The 22819-nt window shown below is 64.7% G+C and carries 12 protein-coding genes; all 12 read left to right on the forward strand.

The window, feature by feature from the left end:
- The first annotated feature begins 10 nt into the window (after positions 1 to 10).
- On the forward strand, positions 11 to 553 hold the full coding sequence (locus tag AC3IR3_RS03630; protein WP_489195664.1) for a DUF6931 family protein: 543 nt from the start codon (positions 11 to 13) through the stop codon (positions 551 to 553).
- Positions 554 to 589: 36 nt separating this feature from the next.
- Positions 590 to 1888 (forward strand): type VI secretion system-associated FHA domain protein TagH, encoded by a 1299-nt coding sequence (gene tagH / locus AC3IR3_RS03635; protein ID WP_489195665.1) that lies wholly within the window; start codon positions 590 to 592, stop codon positions 1886 to 1888.
- Between the two features lie 329 nt (positions 1889 to 2217).
- Entirely contained in the window at positions 2218 to 3555 is a 1338-nt protein-coding gene (gene tssK / locus AC3IR3_RS03640; protein WP_489195666.1) for a type VI secretion system baseplate subunit TssK, read from the forward strand.
- A 4-nt stretch (positions 3556 to 3559) separates the two neighbouring features.
- Positions 3560 to 4891: a type IVB secretion system protein IcmH/DotU gene (gene icmH / locus AC3IR3_RS03645; RefSeq protein ID WP_489195667.1), complete on the forward strand. Its 1332-nt coding sequence runs from the start codon at positions 3560 to 3562 to the stop codon at positions 4889 to 4891.
- Positions 4892 to 4917: 26 nt separating this feature from the next.
- Positions 4918 to 8394 (forward strand): type VI secretion system membrane subunit TssM, encoded by a 3477-nt coding sequence (gene tssM, locus AC3IR3_RS03650; RefSeq protein WP_489196870.1) that lies wholly within the window; start codon positions 4918 to 4920, stop codon positions 8392 to 8394.
- A gap of 3 nt (positions 8395 to 8397) precedes the next feature.
- Positions 8398 to 9150 (forward strand): type VI secretion system-associated protein TagF, encoded by a 753-nt coding sequence (tagF, locus tag AC3IR3_RS03655; RefSeq protein ID WP_489195668.1) that lies wholly within the window; start codon positions 8398 to 8400, stop codon positions 9148 to 9150.
- Positions 9147 to 9872, forward strand: coding sequence for a PP2C family protein-serine/threonine phosphatase (locus AC3IR3_RS03660; protein WP_489195669.1), 726 nt, complete (start codon positions 9147 to 9149; stop codon positions 9870 to 9872). Before tagF ends, AC3IR3_RS03660 begins: the two co-directional genes overlap by 4 nt.
- A 6-nt stretch (positions 9873 to 9878) precedes the next feature.
- The gene (locus AC3IR3_RS03665) at positions 9879 to 13514 is read left to right on the forward strand and encodes a protein kinase domain-containing protein (RefSeq protein ID WP_489195670.1); all 3636 of its coding nucleotides are present in this window, start codon (positions 9879 to 9881) and stop codon (positions 13512 to 13514) included.
- Entirely contained in the window at positions 13511 to 13846 is a 336-nt protein-coding gene (locus AC3IR3_RS03670) for a hypothetical protein (RefSeq protein ID WP_489195671.1), read from the forward strand. The genes AC3IR3_RS03665 and AC3IR3_RS03670 overlap by 4 nt, the downstream gene beginning before the upstream one ends.
- Before the next feature lie 132 nt (positions 13847 to 13978).
- Entirely contained in the window at positions 13979 to 15697 is a 1719-nt protein-coding gene (locus tag AC3IR3_RS03675) for a ShlB/FhaC/HecB family hemolysin secretion/activation protein (protein ID WP_489196871.1), read from the forward strand.
- An 11-nt stretch (positions 15698 to 15708) separates the two neighbouring features.
- Positions 15709 to 21720, forward strand: a complete 6012-nt coding sequence (locus AC3IR3_RS03680) for a beta strand repeat-containing protein (RefSeq protein ID WP_489195672.1) — start codon at positions 15709 to 15711, stop codon at positions 21718 to 21720.
- A complete protein-coding gene (tssA, locus tag AC3IR3_RS03685) occupies positions 21717 to 22772 on the forward strand; it encodes a type VI secretion system protein TssA (RefSeq protein WP_489195673.1) in 1056 nt (351 codons plus the stop codon). Before AC3IR3_RS03680 ends, tssA begins: the two co-directional genes overlap by 4 nt.
- Positions 22773 to 22819 lie beyond the last annotated feature (47 nt).

Raw genomic sequence — 22819 nt, forward strand, 5'->3', positions numbered from 1 at the left:
GGGAAGACGCATGAACGCGGTATGGCAGGCATGCGAACAGATGGCCGTCTCCGACGAGGCCCGCGGACGACTCGTGCCGGAGATGGCGCCGCAAGTCGCCGTGCGGGCGCTGCTGCAGGCGGGCGAGTCGGGCGATGCGCTGAAACTGATGGCGCGTCTGTTGCCGCGCCGGTACGTGGTGGCCTGGCTGTGCCAGTGCGCGCGCGGCGAAACGCTGGAGCCGGAAGATCGCGCGGGTGCGTCGCTGGCCGAGAAGTGGGTGCGCGAGCCCAGCGAGGCCAATCGCCGTGCGGCGTTCGAGTTTGCCCATTCCGGTGGCTATCGCACGATCGGTGCGTGGCTGGCGGCGGCGGCCGGTTGGTCGGGCGGTAGCCTGGCACCGGCGAATCAGGAAACGCCAGTGCCGCCGGCCGGACATCTCACGGCGCGCGCCGCGGTCGCCGCGCTCAATCTGTTGGCCGCGCGGGATACGGAGCGATTCGACGCGCGCCGCATCGCCTTCGTCGAGCATGCGCTGGGACTGCTCGCCGATGCCGGACAGGAAGGCGCATGAAGCCGCATCGGCAACACTCATGAGGAAGGACGCAGCATGTCGACGTCGCAGAACCTGATTCTTACCGTGGCCGGCCGGCAAGCAGCGCAGTTCGGCAGCGGTGCCAGCATGACCTTCGAAAGTCGTGGCGGCAGCATCGGTCGTGCCGACGAGAGCGACTGGGTGCTCGGCGCGCCCGGCGTGTCGCGTACTCATGCGGTCGTGCGTTATCTCAACGGCATGTATTTCATCGAAGATCGCAGTACCAACGGCATGCTGCTCAACGGAGCGCCGCTGGCGAAGGGCGATCCGGCAGCGCTCGGCGACGGCGACAGGCTGCAGCTCGACACGTTCGAGATCGAAGTGCGCTTGCAGTTGGCAGGGGCCGTTTCCTTCGTACCCGCCGCCACACCGGACCTGCCGGCTGTGTTGCCAGCCAGCGCAGGTGGCGGCGATCCCTTCGATATCGATCGGGGCTGGCCTGCGGTGCCTTCGCCATCGCAGGCACCGCCAAGCGGCGGATTGCTGGACGACGGTTTCCTGGCCGGCATCGGCGTGGGTCACCCTGCGAGCGAACTGGACCCGTTGCGCATGTTCGACGCGGCCCCGGAAAAACCTATGAGCGATGCATCCATCGGCGATATGGGGTGGAATCACACATCAGGTGCCATGGACCACTTCCAGCCGCCGAAGACGAGCGAGCTGCGCGAGGCCCACGCGCTACCGGAAAACTGGGATCTGACGATGGGCGACTTCGCATCGCCTGCCGCGGCACCCACCACGGTGGTCGAACCACCTGCCGTCGCAACCCCCGCGCCACCATCGGACGCACCCCTGCCGCCGGAGTTGGCGCGGATCTTCGATATCGTCGTCGAAGGGGTGATGGAAGTTCTGCGCGCACGCGCTGAGATCAAGAATATCTTTCGTCTGCCGGTGACGATCATTCAGCGCTCCGAGAACAATCCGCTGAAGTTCGCCGCTACGCCCGAAGAGGCGATCCAGAAAATCATGGCGCCGACCAGCGCGGCCTTCCTGTCTGGCGCGGCGGCGTTCGACGATGCCTTCGACGACATTCGCTGCCACCAGATGGCGATGCTGGCGGGCATGCGCGCGGCCTTCGAATCGCTGCTGTTCCATTTCAGTCCCGATCGTTTCGAGCAGGAAGTGGATGGTTCCGGTAAACGCTCGGCCTTCGCGGGGAAGGGGCGTTATTGGGAACGCTATCGCGAGAACTTCGAAGGCCTGGCGAAAGACCCGGACGAGTGTTTCCGCCGCCTGTTCGGCGATGAGTTCGCGCGTGCCTACGAGGCGCAACTGGCGCGGTTGAAAACAGCGCGGCGGACTGCCCAGCGCTAGTCGACCCCGTGTACCCGACGCTGCGGGACGCTGCGGGACGACACACCGCCGTGTGCTGAGACGAAATGACGGGTGCGCTCTGGCGACCGGCAGCACAATCGTTTCCAGAGATTCTTGAATAAGTTGTTCCTGGAGCGGGGTTGGGGGGTGGTAGTGGAGGCGTCGATCAGGCGAGCGCCAGGAGGCGGCAAACGCCAAGCAGACGTTGCTTCCGCCGGGCAACACCCGTTCCCTCAGGCGTTCGCCGGGAACACGCCCCCACTACCCATTCCCAACCTCCGCTCCAGGAGCGAAGGGAAGCGGTATCACTCGGGCGGACAGCAGGGCGAATGACGCAGAACAATAAAATCGTGTGGAGCGAGGGTCTGTTCCTTCGACCGCAGCACATGCAGCAGCAGGAGCGCTATCTGGAGCGCTATGTGGATCTGCGCGCTGGCAGTGTTCGTCCTTACGGTTGGGGGTTTTCCGAGCTGGAGCTGGAGACGGACTTGCTGGCGATCGGCAAGCTGGGTATCCGTCGTGCGCGCGGCGTGTTTTCCGACGGCACGCCGTTCGCGATGCCGGGCGACGATCCGTTGCCTCCCGCTATCGAAGTGGATGCCAACTGGCGGGACCAGACTATATTTCTCACGTTGCCGCTGCGTTCGCCTTCGCAGCCCGACAGCGGTCGCCCCGAGGCGCCGGTGGATCGGTTATTCCGCTTCCGCGTGCGCGAGACGGAAGCGAATGATGTGTCGGGCAGTGTGGAAGGCACGGCGCTGCTAGAGGTGGGTGGCATGAGTTGCCGCCTGATTCCGCAATCGCAGCCGCTGGAAGGACTGACGCAGATTCCATTGGCGCGGATCGTCGAATGTCGCGCGGATCGTCGCGTGGTGCTGGACGAAGCGTTCATGCCAAGCGCGCTGGGCTGCCAGGCGGTGTCGCGACTGACGACCTTTCTGGTCGAACTGCTCGGGCTATTGCATCAACGTGGCGAGGCGCTGGCCAGTCGTGTGGCGCTGACCGATCGTGGCGGCGCGGCGGAGATTGCCGACTTCCTGCTGCTGCAATCGGTGAACCGCTATGAGCCGATGGTTGCGCACTGGGCCTCGGCACCGCTGCTGCATCCGGAAGAACTGTATAGCGCGCTGGTGGCGATGGCCGGCGAACTGAGTACGTTCACCGCGCCGGGGAAGCGTCCGCCGGCATTCCCGCCGTATCGCCACGAGCAATTGCAAAGCAGCTTCGAGCCGGTGATCGCGGCATTGCGCGGCAGCCTGAGTGCCGTGCTGGAACAAACGGCTACGCCGATCCCGGTGCAGAAGCGGAAGTTCGGCGTGTGGGTGGCGGTGGTGCCGGATATGAGCCTGTTGGATACCGCTGCTTTCGTGCTGGCGGCCAAGGGCGATCTACCGGCGGAAGAACTGCGCCGCCAGTTACCGGCACAGGCCAAGATCGGCCCGGTCGAGAAGATTCGCGATCTGGTGAACCTGCAGCTGCCGGGTATCCCGGTGACGCCGATGCCGGTGGCGCCACGGCAGATTCCTTATCACTCGGGCTATCTCTATTTCGAGTTCGACAAGCAGGCGTCGCTGTGGCGGGAGCTGAAGACGTCCGGTGGCATCGCCTTCCATTTCGGCAGCGAATTCGCCGGACTGGATTTGCAGCTATGGGCAATCAGAGGGTGAGCGCATGAGTACGCCCGGTCCGGGTACGGACGATCCCTTCCCCGACGCGACCGTCGTACGTCCGCGTCAGAGCGCGACGACCGTCGCCGGGCCACCACCACCTGCCGCGCCGCCGTACGCTTCGACACGGTCCGCGGCGCCCGGCATGGCCGGAGCGGATATCAGCGAATTTCTCGGCCGCAGCCTGAATCCGCTGGTTCAGGCCGCCAGCCCGTTGCTTTTGCTTTCGGTGCAGTTGCGGCACAACGCGTCCCCGCCGGATACGGCGCATCTGCGCGAGCAGGTGCTGGTACAGATTCGCAAGTTCGAGAGTCGCGCGGGCGACGCGGGAATCGCCGCGCAAGCGGTCACCGCGGCGCGCTATGTGCTGTGCACGATGCTCGATGAGGCCGTGCTCAATTCGCCATGGAGCGAGCAGAGCGGCTGGGCGCAAAAGACGCTGCTGGTGACATTCCACAGCGAGTCCTACGGTGGCGCGAAATTCTTTCTTATTCTCGATCGTTTGTGCGATGACGTGCCGCGCCATGTCGATCTGATCGAACTGATGTACATCGGTCTGACGCTTGGGTTTTGCGGGCGTTATCAGATCGAAGCGGGTGGACGGGCCCGGCTGGCCGAGATCCAGGACGATCTTTATCGGCGCATTCGTGCGCAGCGCGGGCCGGCGGCCGAGGCGCTCGCGCCGCACTGGCGGGGTATCGAGGATCGGCGCAATCCGGTGCTGCGCTATGTGCCGCTGTGGGTGATCGCGGCGGCTGCGGCGTGCGTGCTGTTCGGCGCCTTCCTCTGGTTCCATGCACGGCTGAACGCACAGTCCTCGCCGATCAGTGCGCAGGTTGCGCAGATCGGTCTGCTGAGTGCCGTGCCGCCGGAGGACGTGCCACGTCCCGCAGCGGCGCGAAAGAGCCTGAAGCTGTTGCTGGCGCCGGAAGAACAAGCCGGCCTGCTTAGCGTGGACGAGCAACCCGACGGGCAGGCGAAAGTACGCCTCAATGCGGCCGCCATGTTTCCGTCGGGTGGCGTGGACGTCGCGCCCGACCAGCAGGGGTTGCTGCGCAAAGTGGCCGCCGCGATCGATCAGCTCGTCGGACGCGTGGTGGTGGTCGGACACACCGACGATCAGCCGGTGCGCTCGCTGCGTTTCAAGGACAACTACGAGCTATCGGCAGTGCGGGCGCGGGCGGTGGCGCAGATCCTGGGGCAGGGCCTGGCCCAGCCGGGACGCATCGAGTCCAGCGGCGCCGGCGCGTCGCAGCCCATCGCGTTGCCGGCGGAACTGCCGGCCAACCGCACGCGCAATCGGCGTGTCGAGATTTTGTTTCAACCAGGGGCCTGACCGTCGTGAGCAAGCTCGTCGCGCTAATGAAATCCGGCTGGTTCGTGACGCTGATCGGCTTGCTGCTGTTGGCGCTGCTGATCTGGTGGCTCGGTCCCTATCTCGGGCTGGGCTCGATGCAACCGCTGGCAAGCCCGGTGGCCCGCTTGCTGACGATTCTTCTTCTGGTGATCGTGTGGGCGGCATGGTTGCAGATTCAGCAGTTGCGCCACCGTAACAAGGCCAGCCGGATGTCCGGCGAACTGGCCGCGACGCAAGACGCCGGCGACGACCAGGGCGGCGGCGAACGCGCACAGCTTTATGCGCGTTTCCAGGAAGCCGTGCAGACCCTGCGCAAGACGCGTCGCGGGGGAAGCAATCTCTATACCTTGCCGTGGTACGTGGTGATCGGTCCGCCCGGTTCGGGCAAGAGCACGCTGCTCAAGAACTCCGGCCTGAATTTCCCGCTTGCCGATCGCTTCGGCAAGCAGGCGCTGCGCGGCATCGGCGGCACGCGCAATTGCGATTGGTGGTTTACCGACGAGGCGGTGTTTCTCGACACGGCCGGCCGCTACACCACGCAGGATTCCGATCGTCAGGCGGATGGCGCCGCGTGGACGGAGTTCCTGAAACTGTTGCGCAGGTATCGGCGCCGTCGGCCGGTCAACGGCGTGATTGTCAGCATGAGCATGTCCGATCTGATCGTGCTCGACGAGGCGGAGCGCGATCAGCACGTGCAGGCCATCCGTCGCCGGCTCGACGAGATGGTCGAGCATCTGCGCATCGGTGTCCCGGTGTACATGGTGTTCACCAAGTGCGATCTCGTGGCCGGTTTTACGGAATTCTTCGACGACCTCAATCCCGAACTGCGCAGCCAGGTGTGGGGTATGTCGTTCCCGGTCGCGAAGACCATGGACGGCAGCGCGGCAAGGATGTTCGCCGACGAGTTCAACTTGCTGCTGGAACGGCTCAATTCGCGGCTGCTCGATCGCCTGCATGTGGAACGCGATCGGTTGCGCCGCGCGGCGGTGCTCTCGTTCCCGCAACAGTTCGCCGCGTTGGGCGAAACAGCGCGACAGTTCGTGGAAGGCGTGTTCGCCGGTCATGCCTACGGCGCGCCGTTGTTGTTGCGCGGGGTGTATCTCACCTCTGGCACGCAGGAAGGCACGCCGATCGATCGCATGATGGGCGCGGTGGCCCGTACCTTCGGGCTGGACGATGCAAGCGTGCATGCACCCGGCATGCAGAGTCGTACCTTTTTCGTCGAGCGTCTTCTGAAGGAAGTGCTGTTCAAGGAGTCGGGGTTCGCAGGCACCAATCCCAGGCTGGAGCGGCGCAAGGCGTGGTTGCAGGTCGCGTGTTATGCGGGTGTGCTATTGGCCACCGTTCTACTGGTGGCCGGTATGGCCGGCAGCTATGCGCGCAACAGCGACTATCTGGCGCAGGTGCGGACGACGTTGCAGGCGCGCCCGGATTCGCCCGATCCTTCGACAGCCACCACACCCCGGCAGTACTTCGCGCTGTCGCTTGCGCGGCTTGAGGCTATCGGCGGTGCGGTCGATGCCGCGAATCTGTACCGCGGCCGCGTGCCTTTGATGATGCGCCTTGGTCTCTATCAGGGGCATGCGGTCGGCGAAGAATTGCACGACGCCTATCTGCGCGAGCTCAACGCTACCTTGCTGCCTGGCATTGCCGCGCAGTTCCGCCACGGTCTGACGCGTCACGCCGCCGATCCGCAAGCCTTGTATTACTACCTCAAGGGCTACCTGATGCTTGGCCAGCCGGCGCATGCGGATGCCGACGAGCTCGGGACACTGTCCGATATCGAATGGCGAGGTGTTTTTCCGGACGATCCCGTATTGCAGAAATCGTTGGCGGGGCATTTCCACGCGCTGCTCGCCGAACCCGGCCGGCTGCACACGCTGCCGGTAGACGCGGCGCTGGTGGAGCAGGCACGTAATACATTGCGTTCGGCGGACCTGTCGAGCCTGGTCTACGGCAGCTTCAAACTCGGGGTGGAAAGCACCGCGCAGCCACCGCTGCAACTGGACAAGGCATTGGGTTTGCTTGGCAATGTGTTCCGTCGCAGAAGCGGCTCACCTTTGTCCGAGCCGCTTCCCGCGTTGTACACGCAGCCAGTATTCGCCGCCGAGGCGAGCAAAGGTATCGGCGAGGCAGTGGACCAGTTCGTACAGAACGACTGGGTGTTCGGTACCGCGCGCACCGATACGATCCAGAAGGCCCGCCTCGCGCAGCAGGTGCAGGCGCTGTATGAGCAGGACTACATCAAAACCTGGGATGCGCTGCTCGCCGATCTGCAACTGCAGCCGGCGGCCAGCATCCAGGATGCCAGCGCGATAGCGGCCAAGTTGGGTGGACCGAGTTCGCCGCTCAAGTTGCTGCTTGGCCTTGTGCGCGACAACACCACCGACCTGATGCGCGGTGGCGCGCCGGACGCCACGGCCAGTGTCCTGGCCACGGCCGCCAGCGTCGCGCAAAAGAAAGCGGCCACCAACCACGCGCTGGCCGCTGTGCTGGGGGGTGACCACGTGGGAGCAGGCAGTGGACCGGCGCCCGGTCAGGCCATCGGCGAACACTTCGCCACACTGAACAAACTCGGCGAAGGTGCCGCGGGCGCCGCACCGATCGATCACGTGCTCGGTGTGCTGGACCAGCTCAGCAAGACCTTGCTCACCATGACCGACTTCAGCGCGAGCCAGCCGAATCCGCAATTGCTGTTGGCGCGGCAGGAAGCAACACAATTGCCTCCGCCGGTAGCCGGGTGGATCGATGCGCTGACCGGCAAGAGCGAGGCACTGGTGGCTAGCGGCACGCAGAGCGCGCTGGGCGATCAGGTCAAGCAGGCGATCGGTACCGACTGCGCCGATTTCACGCGGGGACGTTATCCCTTCGATGCGAACAGCCAAAGCGAGATTCCGCTGCAGAACTTCGGCGACCTGTTCGGTAACGGCGGCCGCTTCGATTCGCTGTACCGACAGTCGCTGGAAAAGCTGATCGATGTCAGCGGGAAAACCTGGCGTTGGAAGAGCGGGCCGGGCGCGGTGGCCGGTCCGCCCGCGATCCTTGCGCAGGTGCAGGCCGCCGATCGCATCCGGCAGATGTACTTCCGCGGCGGCAGTCAGCCGGAGGTCGGCTTCACCTTGCTTGCGCCCACCCTGGGTGAGGGCGTGGATCGGTTGCTGGTCGAGATCGATGGACAGAAGTACGACTATCGCCAGGGGGGCGCGGCGAGCATGACGATGAAGTGGCCCGGTCCCACACCGGGGCATGTCACGCTGACGGCTTACGATGCGGCGGGTAAGCCGCTCGGTACGCTCGATTACCTTGGCGAGTGGTCGTTCTTCCGTGCACTGCAGGCGGCACGCCTCAAGCGCCAGTCCGATCTGCGCTTCAACGCGGCGTTCGACTTTGGTGGCCACATCGTGCAACTGCCGTTGCAGGCCGGCAACCTGAAGAACCCCTTCCTGAGCGGCGACGTGCAGCGCTTCCGGTGCGGAGGCTAGACGATGCAAGGCATCGCGTCTCCCGGTTTCTTCGGCAAGTTGCCCGGTGCGGGCGACTTCGTGCAGCGCCGGCTGCCTTCGGCCTTCGTCGATGTATGGGATCGCCACTTCTCGCATGCCGTGGCGGAAAGTCGCGACGTCCTGGGCGAGCGATGGCAGGCGGCTTATCGCGCTAGCCCGCTATGGCGCTTCTTGCTCGCTCCTGGCGTCTGCACCGAAGCGGCCTGGGCGGGCGTGCTGGGGCCTGCGACAGACCGGGTCGGCCGCCATTTCCCCATGGTGATCGCGGGGCGCATCGCGACCGATACGCCTGCGCAACCCGGCGTGCTGTGCGACGACGGGGGCTGGTTCGCGGCGATGGAAAACGTTTTTCGTGCGGCGCAGGCGGATCGCTCGAATGTCGAGACCTTCGATGCGCGGGTCGCGTCCCTGACGATGCCCTGCGACATCCGTGCGTTACCGACGCGCGCATCGTCGTTCCGGCTCGATCGTAGGCATGCGGCCCAGTACTGCTTGCCGTTACCGGAGAACATCGACGCGACGGCGTTGCTGACCGCGATGTGGACTCAGAGCGTCGTTGCAAGCGACGGCTGGTGCCTGTGGTGGAGCGTCGACGCCGATCGCCCGCCCGCATCGTTGCTGCTCACCGCCGGGTTGCCCGATCCCGTGCTGTATGCGGGCTTCCTCGATGCCGCGCATATCGACGCGCGCTGGCCTGTGCCGGCGGTCCACGAGCCAGTCGGAGCAGGATCATGACGGTGAGCTATCGCACGGTGGGACGTACCGAGACGGGCAAGGTCCGGCGCCATAACGAAGACGCGATTCTCGTTCGCGACGACGTTGGCTTGTGGGTAGTGGCGGATGGACTGGGCGGTCACGCGGCGGGCGACTATGCCAGCGGCTTGATCGTCGAGCGCCTTACCGCACTGCCGCGGCCGGGCAGTGTGCTCGATTTCGTGGAGTCGATCGAAGACGCGCTGGAGACGATCAACACCGATCTGCGCAGCACCGCGGAAGCGCGCAGCGTGGATCTGATCGGCTCGACCATCGTGGTGCTCGTGCACGACCGCGACTTCATGCTCTGCGGCTGGGTGGGCGATAGCCGCGCCTATTGCTACGACGATGGCCGGCTGCGGCAAATCACCCACGATCACGTGCATGGCGTGAAGGACGACGAGACCCAGTTCGGTCCCGCCAGCACGACACCCGCGCCGGCGCCGGGTAATGGCGTACTGACTCGTGCGATCGGCGCGGAGGAACAACTGTTCGTCGACTGGGTGGTTGCAGGCTGCCGTCCTGGCATGCAGTTCCTGCTCTGTTCCGACGGTATCAACAAGGAAATTCCGGACGACGAGCTGGATGCCGAATGCGGTCGCGCACGGGATCCGCAGTCGTTGTTGGGCAGGTTGTTCGAATTGGCGCTGGGCCGTGCGGCCCGCGACAACGTTTCCGCCGTTATCGTCCGCTTACAGGAGTAACCGGCCATGTACGACTCCGCTTCCGTCGTCGAACTGGTGACTGCCCTGCGCAGCGGGAAGCTCGATCTTGCCGCTGTACTTGGTGCGCTGGATTCCCGCGGCGCGCTGCACGAAAGCGAATACCTCGCCGGCGTCGAAACGCTGCGCCGCCTGCGCGAAGAGGATGGTATCGGCACCGATGACGCCATCACGCTGGTGACCCGGCTCGATGCACTGCGTGCCGTAGCGGCACCGGAGGACGACGCGACGGTAGTGAAGCCAACCGCGCGAACATCGTCGCCGTCGATCGTCGACGATGACGCCACGGTGGTCATGCCGACATCGCGCGCGGTGCCGTTGGACGCGGACGATATCACGCGTGTGCAGCCCGCCGCCGCGGCGTCATCCGGCACACATGTCGGGCTTACCGGAACCCATTCGCACAGCACTTCCAGTCTGGAAAGCTGGCAGCGTATCGCCGATGCGGCGGGTGGCGATTACGCGACAGTAGGCAGTCTGCTCAAAGGCCGGTTCTATCTGGAACGCGAGCTGGGCCGCGGCGGTATGGGCGTGGTGTTTCTGGCCCGCGACGACCGCAAGGTCGAAGCGCGCGACCGCGATCCCTGGCTGGCAATCAAGGTGCTCAACGACGAATTCAGGCGTCACCCGGATTCGCTGGTCGCTCTGCAACGCGAGTCGCGGCGTTCGCAGAAACTGGCGCACGACAACATCGTACGTGTATTCGATTTCGACAAGGACGGCACCAACGTCTTCATGACGATGGAATACATCGACGGCTGCGATTTGAAGACGCTGATCCGCGAGCAGGCCTATAACGGCATGCCGTTGAGCCGCGCGCGACCGCTGATCGACGGCATGGCGCGCGCTCTGGGGCGTGCCCATGCAGCCGGTGTCGTCCACTCCGATTTCAAACCGGGCAATGTGATGGTGACTCGCGAGGGAATCCCCAAAGTGTTCGATTTCGGCATCGCCCGTGCGGGCAAACACATGGGCGATGCGTCCGGCGAGCAGACGGTGTTCGATGCCGCCACCCTCGGCGCACTGACGCCGGCCTATGCCAGCCTGGAGATGATTCGCGGTCAGCTGCCGTCACCGGGCGACGATATTTATGCGCTGGGCTGCGTGGTGTTCGAACTGCTGACCGGCAAACACCCCTTCGACAAGGTCAGCGCCGAGGTAGCGATGCGGGAAGATCGCAAGCCGCCTGCGGTGGCCGGACTCACACGGCGCCAGTACGGCACGCTGTGTCAGGCCGTCGCCTTTACCAGCGAGCGCCGGCTGAGCAACGTCGACGCGCTGCTGGAAGGGCTGCGCGATATCGGTCTCAAGGAGAGGCTGCTCCCCGTGATTGGCTACGGCGTGGCCGCGCTCGCCGTGCTCGCGGGAGGGGGCTGGGGCGCGGTGCGTTATCTACACGGCCGACACGTCACTGAAGTATCCGCGCGTTTCGCACCGGACGATCCACAGCACTACCGCGACGAAGACCAGGCATTGCAGGCGTTGTCCAGCCTTGACGACGACGATCGTCGCCGCCTGCTCGACGATCGCGGCGATGCCATCCAGAATTTCCTGCTGAGCCGGATCGATGCGCGATGGAATCCGCCGGCCGGCCGCTACGACTATGCCGGAGCGCTGCGCGTATTCGCGATGCGCGATCGCATGCGTTTGTACGCGCCGACGCTGGACGGCCGGCGCGAGACGATGGAGCGGCAGAGGAACGCATTGCTCAACACCTTCGACACCGACCTGGGCCGGCAGATCGCCGCGGGTGCCATCTTCGGGAACGATGCCGACAACGCCGTCGCCACGCTGGCGAAGATTCACGCCATCGAACCGGACAGCACGTTGCTGAAGAACCCGGAACTGGAGCTGGCTTACGACGAAGCCATCGGTCAATCGCTTGCCGCCGGCCGGCGGGACGAAGCACGTGGCCGGCTCGCTGTCGCCAACCAGTGGTTCCCCTCGTCGCTGCGCTTGCAGTTGCGTGCGGTGCAGATCGACGTCGCCGATCGTGCCTATGCCAGCAAGCAGCTGGCGGCACAACCCGCCGCATCCACGCACGATCTGGCCGAGGCGCGCGATACCTTGGCCGGACTGGTCGCCAAACCTTCGCTGGATCCCGCGTGGCAGGCGGCAGTGGCGTCGACGATGGAAACATTGAGTAGCGATACCTCGCCGGAAACCCATCGGCTTACCGATGCGTTGGGCGTGGCTATCGCCAATGCGGCCGCCCAGCAAACCGATCCCCTTCATCTGCAGCAGGATCTGGCGTTGGTGGATTTTGGTCTGCGTTTTGCGCCGACGTCCGCAGCGCTGCTTGGACAGCACAGCCGGCTCGACGCGCTCCAGCAGGCACTGATGGCCCGGTTGGACAAGGACAGCGCCGACGCCGAGGTCACGGCGCGCATCGAATCGGTACGTCGTGCGGCCACCGTCAACGACGTGGCCAAGGCGCGGGACGCACTGAACCGGATCCGCGTCTTGCAGCCGGGCAACGCGTTCCTTAGCGGCGACGGTCCGCAGTTGTTGGCCGGGGCGTATCTCGGCCAGGCGAAAGATGTCTTCCAGCAGGGCCAGTACCAGCGCGCCTCGGACATGCTGGGGCAGGGTACGGAGACGCTGGGGAACCGGCTCGATCTACGCGCCGCCAGGGCACGTTACGACGTTGCCGCCGCAGTCATGGGGGCGGGCGAGCAGCGATTGGCCGATGCGGATTATGCGCGGATCAAAGCGCAGCTCGACGGTGTGTATCGCAGCGATGCCGCCGGCATGACGCAACTGGAAAAGGATCTCAAGGCGCGCGGCAAGTTGCCCGAAGGCACGTTGAGTGCGCGACTGGATCGGCTCATGTCGACCGAAACGGTACCCGCCGCTGCCACGTCGACGGCGGTAGCGACAGAAGCGACGGGCGTGGCCAAGGTGGCTCGTCGCAAGGTCGCACCCGTGACGGCCACAGCCGCTACGGGTACGGCTCCGGTCGCGGAGGCCGGTCCTCGTCTGCCGGAGGGTCCGGACCCGTGCGGCGATCCGGATATGGTCGGGCGCGGCAAATTCTGCTTCGACCAGGTCGATGGCCATCGCGGTCCCGCACTGGTGGTGATACCGGGCATCGACGGTGGCCATCCCTACGCGTTGAGCCGCGCGGAGATCACCGTGGCCGAGTTCAACCGCTTCTGCGCGGCGACCGGTCAGTGCAGTGCCGTGACCGTCGACGATCAGGAGTTGGGCCGTTTGCCGATGGATAACATCGGCGTCGCTCAGGCGAGGGCCTATGCCTCCTGGCTTACCAAGGCCAGTGGCGGTTGGCCCTACCGTCTTCCTACCGACGCGGAGTGGATACATGCGGCGCAGGCAGGCAGCGGTTGGCGCCAGGCCGAGGACAGCAATTGCATTCCGCCCAAGGCCAGCGCGGGCGACAGCACCGGCGCGCCCGTGTCGGCGCGCGGACGAGAGGCCAATCCGTGGGGATTGGTCAACATGGCGGGGAACGTGTGGGAGTGGGTAACTCTCGGGGGCACGTTAGCGGTGCGTGGCGGCAGCTTCACCAGCTACTGGTCGGAATGCACGGTCGAGGCGCGCCGCGAGGACAAAGGTGCGCCACAGAAGGATGTGGGCTTCAGGTTGATGCGGGAGCTGAAATGACCGAATGGGAACGCCACGCCAACCAGAACCTGCACGCTCTGGACGAAGCGCACCGGCTGGGCCGGATCGGCCGCGACGAGTACCGGGCGCGCCGGCGCAAAGTGCTGGCCTCCGTAAATGACAGCCATGGCATTACCGCGCGCAACGCCATCGCGCCATCGCGCGTGGCGCCGGCGGAATCGAACGGACAGGGCAGTCAGCGCGATGCGTTGCCCCTGCTGTTCGGTTCCCGTTCGTGGTTCGACCGACGATGGTTGATGGCTTTGGTACTGATCCTGCTCCTGCTTGCGTTACTGACATGGTTGGGAAGGGGGCTTCTGCATGGCGAATGAAATGGCACTACTCTGGATGGCAAGGGTTTATCGACGGAACAGGGTGCCATCGAGGCGGGAACCGAAGCGATGCATGACGCATCGTTTGCAGGGGCGCGCGTATCTGGTGCCGGGGGAATGGGGATCATGCGAATAAAGTGTCTGGCCTCCGCCATGTTTCTGGCGTTGGGGATAGGGAGGGCGTGGGGGCAGGAAGGAGCGGCGGCCGATACGCCCGCATCCGTCCATCCCGCGACGGCCACCGGGACGGCCGGCCACGTGTTGCCGCCGGTCAAGAATCGCGATGCGGGCAACGGGCCGAGAAAACTCTGGACGCGCGGATTCCGTGTGCAGGGTGTGGGCGAGCATGCCGATGCAGGCATCACGCCAGCCGCGATGCAGACGCTTGCCGATGCGCAATTCCACAAGCTGGCCGGTGACGGTGCCGCAGCGGAGTTGAGCTTCGCGCAGCTGCAGGGTGTGGCGGCTGCGATGACCACCATCTACCGCCAGGCTGGCTTCATCGTCGCTACCGCCTACCTTCCGGCGCAGAACGTGGGAGCCGACCAGATCATCGAGATCCGCGTGCTCGAAGGCCGCATCGGCAAGGTCACCGTGAAGGGAACCAGGCGCTATCGACCGGATGTCGTCGCGGCGCCGGCCGAGCATCTGCGTGGCCGGACGTTGCGCAAGAGCGACGTCGATACGGCGCTGCTGTATGCGCGCGACTTGCCGGGCATCGCCGTTTCTTCGGTGCTTCAACCCGGCGAGAACGATGGCGAGACGGATGTGGTGATGGTCGCGCGCGAGACGCCGCGTCCCTATGCGATCAGTGTTGGCGGCAACAACTACGGCACCTCGCTTACCGGTCGCTATCGCGCCCAGGTCGGTGCGAGCTGGTACAGCCCGCTGGGTCTCGGCGATGTGCTGTCCGGCACGTATGCCTATGCACTCGATCCGCGGCAGAGCCATCTCGGTTCCGTGAGCTACAGCGTGCCGACGGTGGTCGTGCCGGGCTTGAGCGGGGTGATCGGCGGTAGCCAGAGTTCGTTGCAGGTCAACAACGGCGAGCTGGCCGCGCTCAAGGTCGAAGGTCCCAGCTCGCTCTACTACGCGGGAGCGGACTGGAAGTTCGTCAACCGCGAGAACCTGCAGATGCAAGGCACGCTGCACGCCATCCGCGAGGAGTCCAGGTTGAGCAGCATGGGGATGCGCCTGTCGAACGAGCGGTTCGATGTCGCCGAGCTGGGCTTCGCACTCAACCGCACCGACGTGCGCTTGCATGGTATCGACTTGCTGCAAGTCAGTCTGCGCCAGTCGATCAGCGACGATTCCGCCGAGCCGGATCTGGTGAGCCCACAGCATGCCAGACGCTTTCTGGTGGAGAAGCTGACTTATACCCGTCTGCAGTTCCTCACGCCGACCCAACGGCTCTACTTCAAGTTCAACGGCCAGTACACCCGTGACGCGCTGACGCCGCTGGAACAGTTTTCGCTGGGCGGACCGGACAGCGTGCGCGCTTATCCGGTGGCACAGTACCTGAGCGATCGCGGTTACTACGCCTCGCTTGAGTACCACGTGGACGCGCCCGGTTTCGCCAGCATGGCTTCGCCGTTTGGCCGTCCGTGGCGAGAGGTGCTGGAGCTTGAGGCGTTTATCGATGTCGCCCGCGGATTCGCCGCCGGCGCCAACCGCATCGACGCCACGACGAAGGTGCCGACGATGCGCGGCATAGGCGCGGGCTTCATCTTTCGGTTGCCCGGATTTCACCAGTTCGAACTGCACCTGGATGCATCAAGGCCCTGGGGTCCGGACCGGGCATCGGGTGCCAGGGGTACGCGCGTTTACGCGCGGCTCGGTCTTACTTTTTGAGGGCTGCGACCATGAAGCATACCCATTGCGTCACGCATTGCCGAAATGCCGGTACGCGTATCTCGTCGCTGCGCCGCAAGGCCTTGCCAGTCAGTCTGTCCCTGCTCGGTCTGGTGGCCGGGTCGCTGTTGCCATGCGGCGAGTTGCTGGCGGCGCCGCCGCCCACGGCTATGCCGACTGGCGGTACTGTGACATCCGGCAACGCCACCATCGTGATGGGCGGTACGGGTGCCAACCCCATTCTGACCGTCAACCAGTCATCGGCGAAGGCCATTCTGAACTGGAGCGGCTTCGATGTCGGCAGCGCCGCTACGGTCGCGTTCAATCAGCCCGGGGCCGATGCGATCGCACTCAACCGCGTTGGCGGGGTAGCGCCCAGTCAGATTTACGGTAGCGTCACTTCAAACGGCCGGATATTCCTGATCAACCCGAATGGCATCATTTTCGGACCCACCGCGTCGTTGAACGTCGGTAGCCTGCTGGCCAGTACACTGAACATGTCGGACAGCGACTTCACGAGCGGCATTTATAACCTCGCGGCCGGTTCCACCCGGGGGAACATCGTCAATCAGGGCGGCACGATCGCGGCGGCGTCGGGTGGTTCCGTGGCGTTGATCGGTGCCAGCGTGAGCAATCAAGGATTCATCGCCGCCAACCTTGGCCGCGTGGAGTTGGACGGCGCGGACCAAGCGGTACTTGGTTTCGACAGCAGCGGGCTGATCAATATTACCGTTACCGGCGCTTTGCAACAGCAGATCAATCCCGGTCAGGCAGCGGTGATCAATACCGGCACGGTCGTGGCGGACAACGGCACGATTCTGCTGCAGGCAGCGGCGACACCTGCGCTGTTTTCCCAGCTGGTCAACAACAGCGGCGTGCTTCGTGCCCAGGGCATCGGCGGTACAAGCGGTAGCGTCATGTTGATCGCCAGCGGCGGCGATGTCGTCAACCTCAACGCCATCAACGTATCCGGTGCGAACGGCGGGATTGTCGTCCTGAGCTCGGATGCCAACGTTACGCTGGGCGGCAGTATCGATGCATGGGGCACGCCCGTAGGTGGCGGTATCAGCGCGATCGGCAACGCGGTCCAGTTGGACGGTTCGATCAACGCCGGCTCCGGCCAGATCAGTCTGCTCTCGAGTGGTGCGATTGCCCAGACCGCTGGCTCGTTGACGGCAAGTTCTCTGACCGGCAGCTCTGGTGGCAGCACGACGCTGACGCGATCCAACCAGATCGGCGGCCTCGGCAATTTCACCGCCAACGGCTTCAGCCTGACCAACGCGCAGGCGATGCACGTATCGGGTGGGGTCGACGGCGGCGCGGGAGGCGTGACAATCAACAACGGCACGTCCGATCTGACGGTCGATGCCGCCGGCAGCCTCGTCAGTCGCTCCGGTGGCGTGTCGTTGACAGGTGGAAACCTCGTATTGAATGGCGCGCTCGACGCTGGCAGCGGTGGGGTCAGCCTGATTTCGTCGGGCAATCAAACCCAGGCCGCCGCCGGGGCAATCACGGCAGGCACTCTGTCCGGCAGTGCTGGCGGCAATGTGGCATTGGGTGGCCAGAATCTGGTGAGCGCGCTCAGCGGTTTCAGCGCGTCGAATTTCAGCCTGACGAACAATGCATCGTTGTCGGTGAATGGAGCGCTGAATGCGACGAACAGCGCCGGACTGACCACGCGCAATGGCGTGTTGAGTCTTTTCGCACCCATCACTGCTACCGATGTAACGCTGACTTCCGCTGGCGATATGCAGCTGAGCGCGAACGTGGCAGGCTCGAATAGCGTTGCACTTTCCGCCGGTGGAAACGCCGTGCAGTCGGCCGGTGTCATCAATACCGCCACGTTAAGCGGCAGCGTTACCAACCAGGCCTCGTTAAGCAGTGCGAATTCAATCGTGTCGTTGGGTAATTTCGCCGCTGGCGCGTTCGACCTGACCAATGTCCTGGCGATCCAGCAAAGCGGCGCGTTGGCGGTGGGCGGAGCCAGTAGCTTCAGTTCGGGCGCTGGCCCGATCACGCTGGCCAACGCGAATAACTCCTTCGGCGGTGCGGTGAGTCTGACTGGCGGCACGACGCAAATCGTCAGCGGCTCGGCATTGACGCTGGGCAATCTGAGCGTCGGCGGGCTGACGGCAACGAGCACGGGCGCGTTGAATCTGGGCAGAGGTAGCGTCGGCGGAAATCTGATCGCGAACAGTAACGGCGGCGCCATCGGCCAGAGCGGTGCGTTGAGCGTGAGTGGCACGAGCAACCTCACCGCAGGTGGCGCGATCGATCTGAGTAATGCCAGTAACGACTTCGTAGGTGCGGTGACCGCCACCGGTGCCGGCGTATCGCTGACCGATGCAAACGACCTGACGATTGCCTCGTTGACGGACACGGCGAACGGCAACGTGAATCTGATCGCCGCCGACAATTTGTCGGTATCGACGATCAGTGCGGGCGGCGGCAATGTGAACCTGACCGCCAGCAGTGGTGCGCTGACGACGGGAGGTGCGTTGAGCGGCGCCAATGTTTCTCTCAACGGGCAAGGCCTCACGCTGGGTAGCGATGTAACGGCCAGCGGTACGCTCGACCTGCGCAGCGGTGCGGGGATCGTGCAAAGCGGTGGTGTCCTGACGGCTGGGACGTTGACTGGCAGTGCTGCCGGTAGCGTGGCGCTGAACCTGCTCAATCAGATTGGTAGCCTGGGAAACTTCAGTGCCAACGGTTTCAGTCTGACCAATGCGCGGACGCTGACGGTCACCGGTCCGCTGGACGGTGGCAGCCAGACGGTGCTGACCACGACGAGCGGCGATCTGGCGATCGACGGTGCGGTGAGTGGCACGACGACCACCCTGAACTCGGCCGGTGCGATCAGCGAGAGCGGCGCCGGTGCGATCACGGCGGGTGTCCTGACCGGCAGCTCGGTCGGCGATGTCGCGCTGAATGCAGCAAACAAGGTAGGCGCACTCGGGGCTTTCAACGCACCGAATTTCAGTCTGAGCAACGACATGTCGTTGCTGGTGAACGGACCATTGACCGTCTTGGGCAACCTTGGCGTGGCGACCACTACCGGCACGCTATCGCTCGGTACGGCCGTCAACTCGACCGGCGTGACATTGGCTTCGGCCGGCGATCTGGTGCTGACCCGGAATGTGACGGGTTCGAATAACGTCGCGTTGTCCGCAGGAGGAAACGTCCAGCAGACAGGTGGCGTCATCAGTGCCGGTACGCTCAGCGGTAACGTTGCTGGCAACGCGACGCTCACCGGCGCGAATGCGATCGGGACGTTGGGCAGTTTCGGTACCGGCGGCTACTTCGACTTCACCAACACGACCGCGATCCAGCAGATCGGCGCACTGTCGGTGGGTAGGACCAGCCACTTCAACGCGGGTAGCAACGCGATCGCGTTGACCCATACGGGCAACGCGTTCGGTGGCGCCGTGAGCTTGACGGGTGCCACGACGCAAATTGCCAGCGGCGCGGCATTGACGTTGGGTAGTTTGAGCACAGGCGCACTGACGGCAACGAGCACGGGCGCGCTGAATCTGGGCAGCGGTAGCATCGGCGGTAACCTGGCAGCGAACAGTCACGGTGGTGCCATCGGCCAGAGCGGCGCGTTGAGCGTGAGCGGGACCAGCGACATCAACGCAGGTAACGGTGCCATCACACTGAGCGATGCCGGCAATGCTTTGGGCGGGGCGGTGAATCTGACCGGTGGCACGTCGCGGATCGCCAATGGCACGGCGTTGACGTTGGGCGGGGGCACGGTTGGCGGCGATCTGATCGCGACCAGCAGTGGCGCCATCACCCAAAGCGGCGCATTGAACGTAAGCGGCAGCAGCAGCTTCGACGCCGGTGGCAACGCGATCACGCTGATCGATGCGAACAATGCATTCGGCGGCGCGGTGAACCTGACCGGCGGCGCGACGCAGATCGCCAGCGGTACGAGGTTGACGCTGGGCAGTTTGAACACGGGTGCGCTGACGGCAAACAGTCAGGGCGATCTTAACCTGGGCAGTGGCAGTGTCGGCGGTCATCTGATCGCGAACAGCCACGGCGGCGCCATCGGTCAAAGCGGTGCGCTGAGTATCGGTGGCACCAGCGATCTCAACGCCGGTAACGGCGCCATCGTGCTCGGCGATACCGGCAATGCTTTGGGCGGCGCGGTGAGTTTGACGGGTGGCACGGCGCAGATCGCCAGCGGCACGGCGTTGACGTTGGGTAGCAGTACGATCGGCGGCAATCTGGTCGCGACCGGCAACGGCGGCATCGACCAGAGTGGCGCACTGAGCGTCGGCGGTACCAGCAGCTTCCAAGCCGGTGGCAATACGATCGCGCTGAATGATACGAATAACGTCTTCGGCGGTGCGGTAAATCTGACGGGCGGTGCGACGCAGATTGCCTCCGGCGGTGCGTTGACGTTGGGTGCCCTTAGCACCGGTGCACTGACCGTGACGAGTATGGGCGCGTTGAATCTGGGCAGCGGCAGCATCGGCGGCAACCTGTCGGCGAGCAGTGGTGGCGCCATCAACCAGAGCGGCGCACTGAATGTCGGCGGCAGCAGCGATATCAACGCGGGCAGCAACGCGATCACGCTGAGCGATGCGGGTAATCACTTCGGTGGCTCCGTGAATCTGACCGGCGGCGCGACGCAGATCGCCAGTGCTACGGCGCTGACGCTGGGCCATGTGAGCGCGGGCACGCTGACCGTTAACAGCGGCGACGCCATCCGTCAGAGCGGTGCACTGCATGTCGCTGGCAGCAGCAACCTCAATGCCAGTGGGGCGATCGATCTGAGCGACGCCGGCAACGATTTCGTGGGTGCGGTGACCGCGACCGGTGCTGGCATATCGCTGGCCGATGCAAACGACCTGACGATCGCCTCGCTGACGAACACGGCGAACGGCAATGTGAGCCTGTTGGCGGGCGGCACCCTGACGGTGCCGGCGATCAGCGCGGGCAACGGCAATCTGACGCTGATCTCCCGCAGGGGGGCGCTCGCGATGGGCGGTGCGTTGAGCGGTGGCGATGTGTCTCTCAGCGGGCAAAGCCTCACGCTGGGCAACAACGTAACGGCCAGCGGTACGCTCGACCTGCGCAGTGGTTCGACGATCGCGCAGACGGGCGGCATGTTGACCGCGGGCCGTCTGACCGGCAGTTCTGTCGGCGGTACAGCGCTGAATCAGGCCAACCAGATCGGCAGCGTGGGCGGCTTCAGTGCCAACGGTTTCAGTCTGACCAATGCGCGGACGCTTACCGTCACGGGTCCGCTGGATGGCGGTAGCCAGACGGTGCTGACCACAATGAATGGCGATCTGGCGATCGACGGTGCGGTGAGCAGCACGAAGATCGTCCTGAACTCGGCGGGTGCCATCAGGGAAGGGAGCGCGGGCCGTCTCACGGCCAATACACTCAGCGGCCGTGCGGCGGGTAGCGCCATGTTCGGCGATGCGCAGCATGTCATCGACAACCGCATCGGCGTGCTCGGCAATTTCGCCGCACCGGGCGGCTTCAGCCTGACCAACGGCCAGACGCTGACGCTTGCTTCGGTGGATGGCAGCGCTTACTCGGTGAACGCGGGGAGGGCTGCGCTCTATCTGGCCGTGAGGGGCGGCGATCTGCTACAGACCGGCACGACACCGATCCTCGACGGACTCGGTACCTACGCGTCCACCGGCCGGATCGGTATGAGTAGCGCGCCGATTTATGTGGTGGGTACCGGGCTTCAGACGGTGGCCTTCATCGGGCAGCCCCCGGCCTATTTCTACGCCCTGGCCGCCGACGGTAGCGTATTGCCCATCGGTGGCGAAATCGGCGTCAACATACCGACCTCGGTGGCAGCTAGCCGCGCCCAGCGCAGTGGCAATCGCGCGGACTCGTACGTCGACATGAGTGCCGTCACAGCAAGTTATCGGGCCTTCGGCATCGTGCGTCCGGGTATCCACTTGCCGGCGGATCAGCAACCGGGCTGCGATCCGGATGACGAGTCGAGTTGCGATGGCGCGGAAGCCGCCACGACATTGGGACAACTGCCATGACGACGGAACAACTGCTGAGCGAACTGCTCGTACCGCTTGCCGACGAGGCACCGACGGGCGACAACCTCGAATACGATCCGGATTTTCTGGCGCTGGAACGTGCCGCCGAGGTCAGGGCCGAACGTGTTACCGGGGACAGCGTCATTGCCGCCGAGGAGCCCGATTGGGAAAAGGTGGAACAGCGCTCTCTGGGCTTGCTCGAACGTTCGCGAGACCTTCGCGTATCCGTGCATTTGTGTGCGGCATGGACGCGCATGCATGGCTTGCGTGGATGGGCCGACGGCCTGGCCCTCATTCGCGGTCTGCTCGAAACGTTCTGGGATAGCGTGCATCCGCAACTTGACGCCGAGGACAACGACGATCCGACCTCGCGGGTCAATGCCGTGGTATCGCTCGGCGACCCACTGGGCCTGCTGGCTTATTTTCGCGTAACGCCTTTCGTGCAATCGCCCCGGCTGGGTCGTTTCAGCCTGCGCGACTTGCGCATCGCCAACGGTACGCTGAAGATATTGCCGGGCGACGGAGCCAGCGCCGCGCCGTCCCTGAGCGAGATCGAAGCATGTTGCCTGGATTGCCCCGAAGAGCAGTTCAAAGTATCTGTCGAAGCCATCCGGCAAGCGCTTGAACATGCCCGGGCCATCGACCATATCCTGAACGAACACCTGGGCACCGCCGCACCGGACTTGCGGGTGCTTCTCGACGACTTGCGCGAACTGGCGAAATTCGTCGAGCCACATTGGGCGGCGCGAACTTCCAGTGACGAAGTGACCGACGACGATGCGGCGGCCGACGGCGGCGCGGCAACGACAGGGCAGGGCGCCGCGGCGAATTCATCCAGTGGGCGCATCGCCGGGCCCCAGGATGTGATGCGGAGGATTGACGATATCTGCGCTTATTACGCAGCCAACGAGCCTTCCAGCCCGGTACCACTACTACTGCGAAGGGCACAGCGGCTGGTCGGCAGGAACTTCATGGATCTGCTGAAAGATCTCGCGCCGGCCGGCATCGACGAGCTGCAGCATATTTCGGGTGTTGTGGCGGACGAAGGGTGAAAGACATCGGGATATGACGTAGTTCCCCACTCGTACTCATTCTTCGC

It is taken from the genome of Luteibacter sp. GL_149 (assembly GCF_057834065.1).

Excerpts from the sequence above, each read along its gene's own strand:
- icmH (WP_489195667.1), top strand. The coding sequence starts at position 3,560 with ATGAGTACGCCCGGTCCGGGTACGGACGATCCCTTCCCCGACGCGACC.
- AC3IR3_RS03680 (WP_489195672.1), top strand. The coding sequence starts at position 15,709 with ATGAAGCATACCCATTGCGTCACGCATTGCCGAAATGCCGGTACGCGT.
- tssA (WP_489195673.1), top strand. The coding sequence starts at position 21,717 with ATGACGACGGAACAACTGCTGAGCGAACTGCTCGTACCGCTTGCCGAC.
- tssM (WP_489196870.1), top strand. The coding sequence starts at position 4,918 with ATGAAATCCGGCTGGTTCGTGACGCTGATCGGCTTGCTGCTGTTGGCG.
- tssK (WP_489195666.1), top strand. The coding sequence starts at position 2,218 with ATGACGCAGAACAATAAAATCGTGTGGAGCGAGGGTCTGTTCCTTCGA.
- tagH (WP_489195665.1), top strand. The coding sequence starts at position 590 with ATGTCGACGTCGCAGAACCTGATTCTTACCGTGGCCGGCCGGCAAGCA.
- AC3IR3_RS03670 (WP_489195671.1), top strand. The coding sequence starts at position 13,511 with ATGACCGAATGGGAACGCCACGCCAACCAGAACCTGCACGCTCTGGAC.
- AC3IR3_RS03660 (WP_489195669.1), top strand. The coding sequence starts at position 9,147 with ATGACGGTGAGCTATCGCACGGTGGGACGTACCGAGACGGGCAAGGTC.
- tagF (WP_489195668.1), top strand. The coding sequence starts at position 8,398 with ATGCAAGGCATCGCGTCTCCCGGTTTCTTCGGCAAGTTGCCCGGTGCG.
- AC3IR3_RS03665 (WP_489195670.1), top strand. The coding sequence starts at position 9,879 with ATGTACGACTCCGCTTCCGTCGTCGAACTGGTGACTGCCCTGCGCAGC.
- AC3IR3_RS03630 (WP_489195664.1), top strand. The coding sequence starts at position 11 with ATGAACGCGGTATGGCAGGCATGCGAACAGATGGCCGTCTCCGACGAG.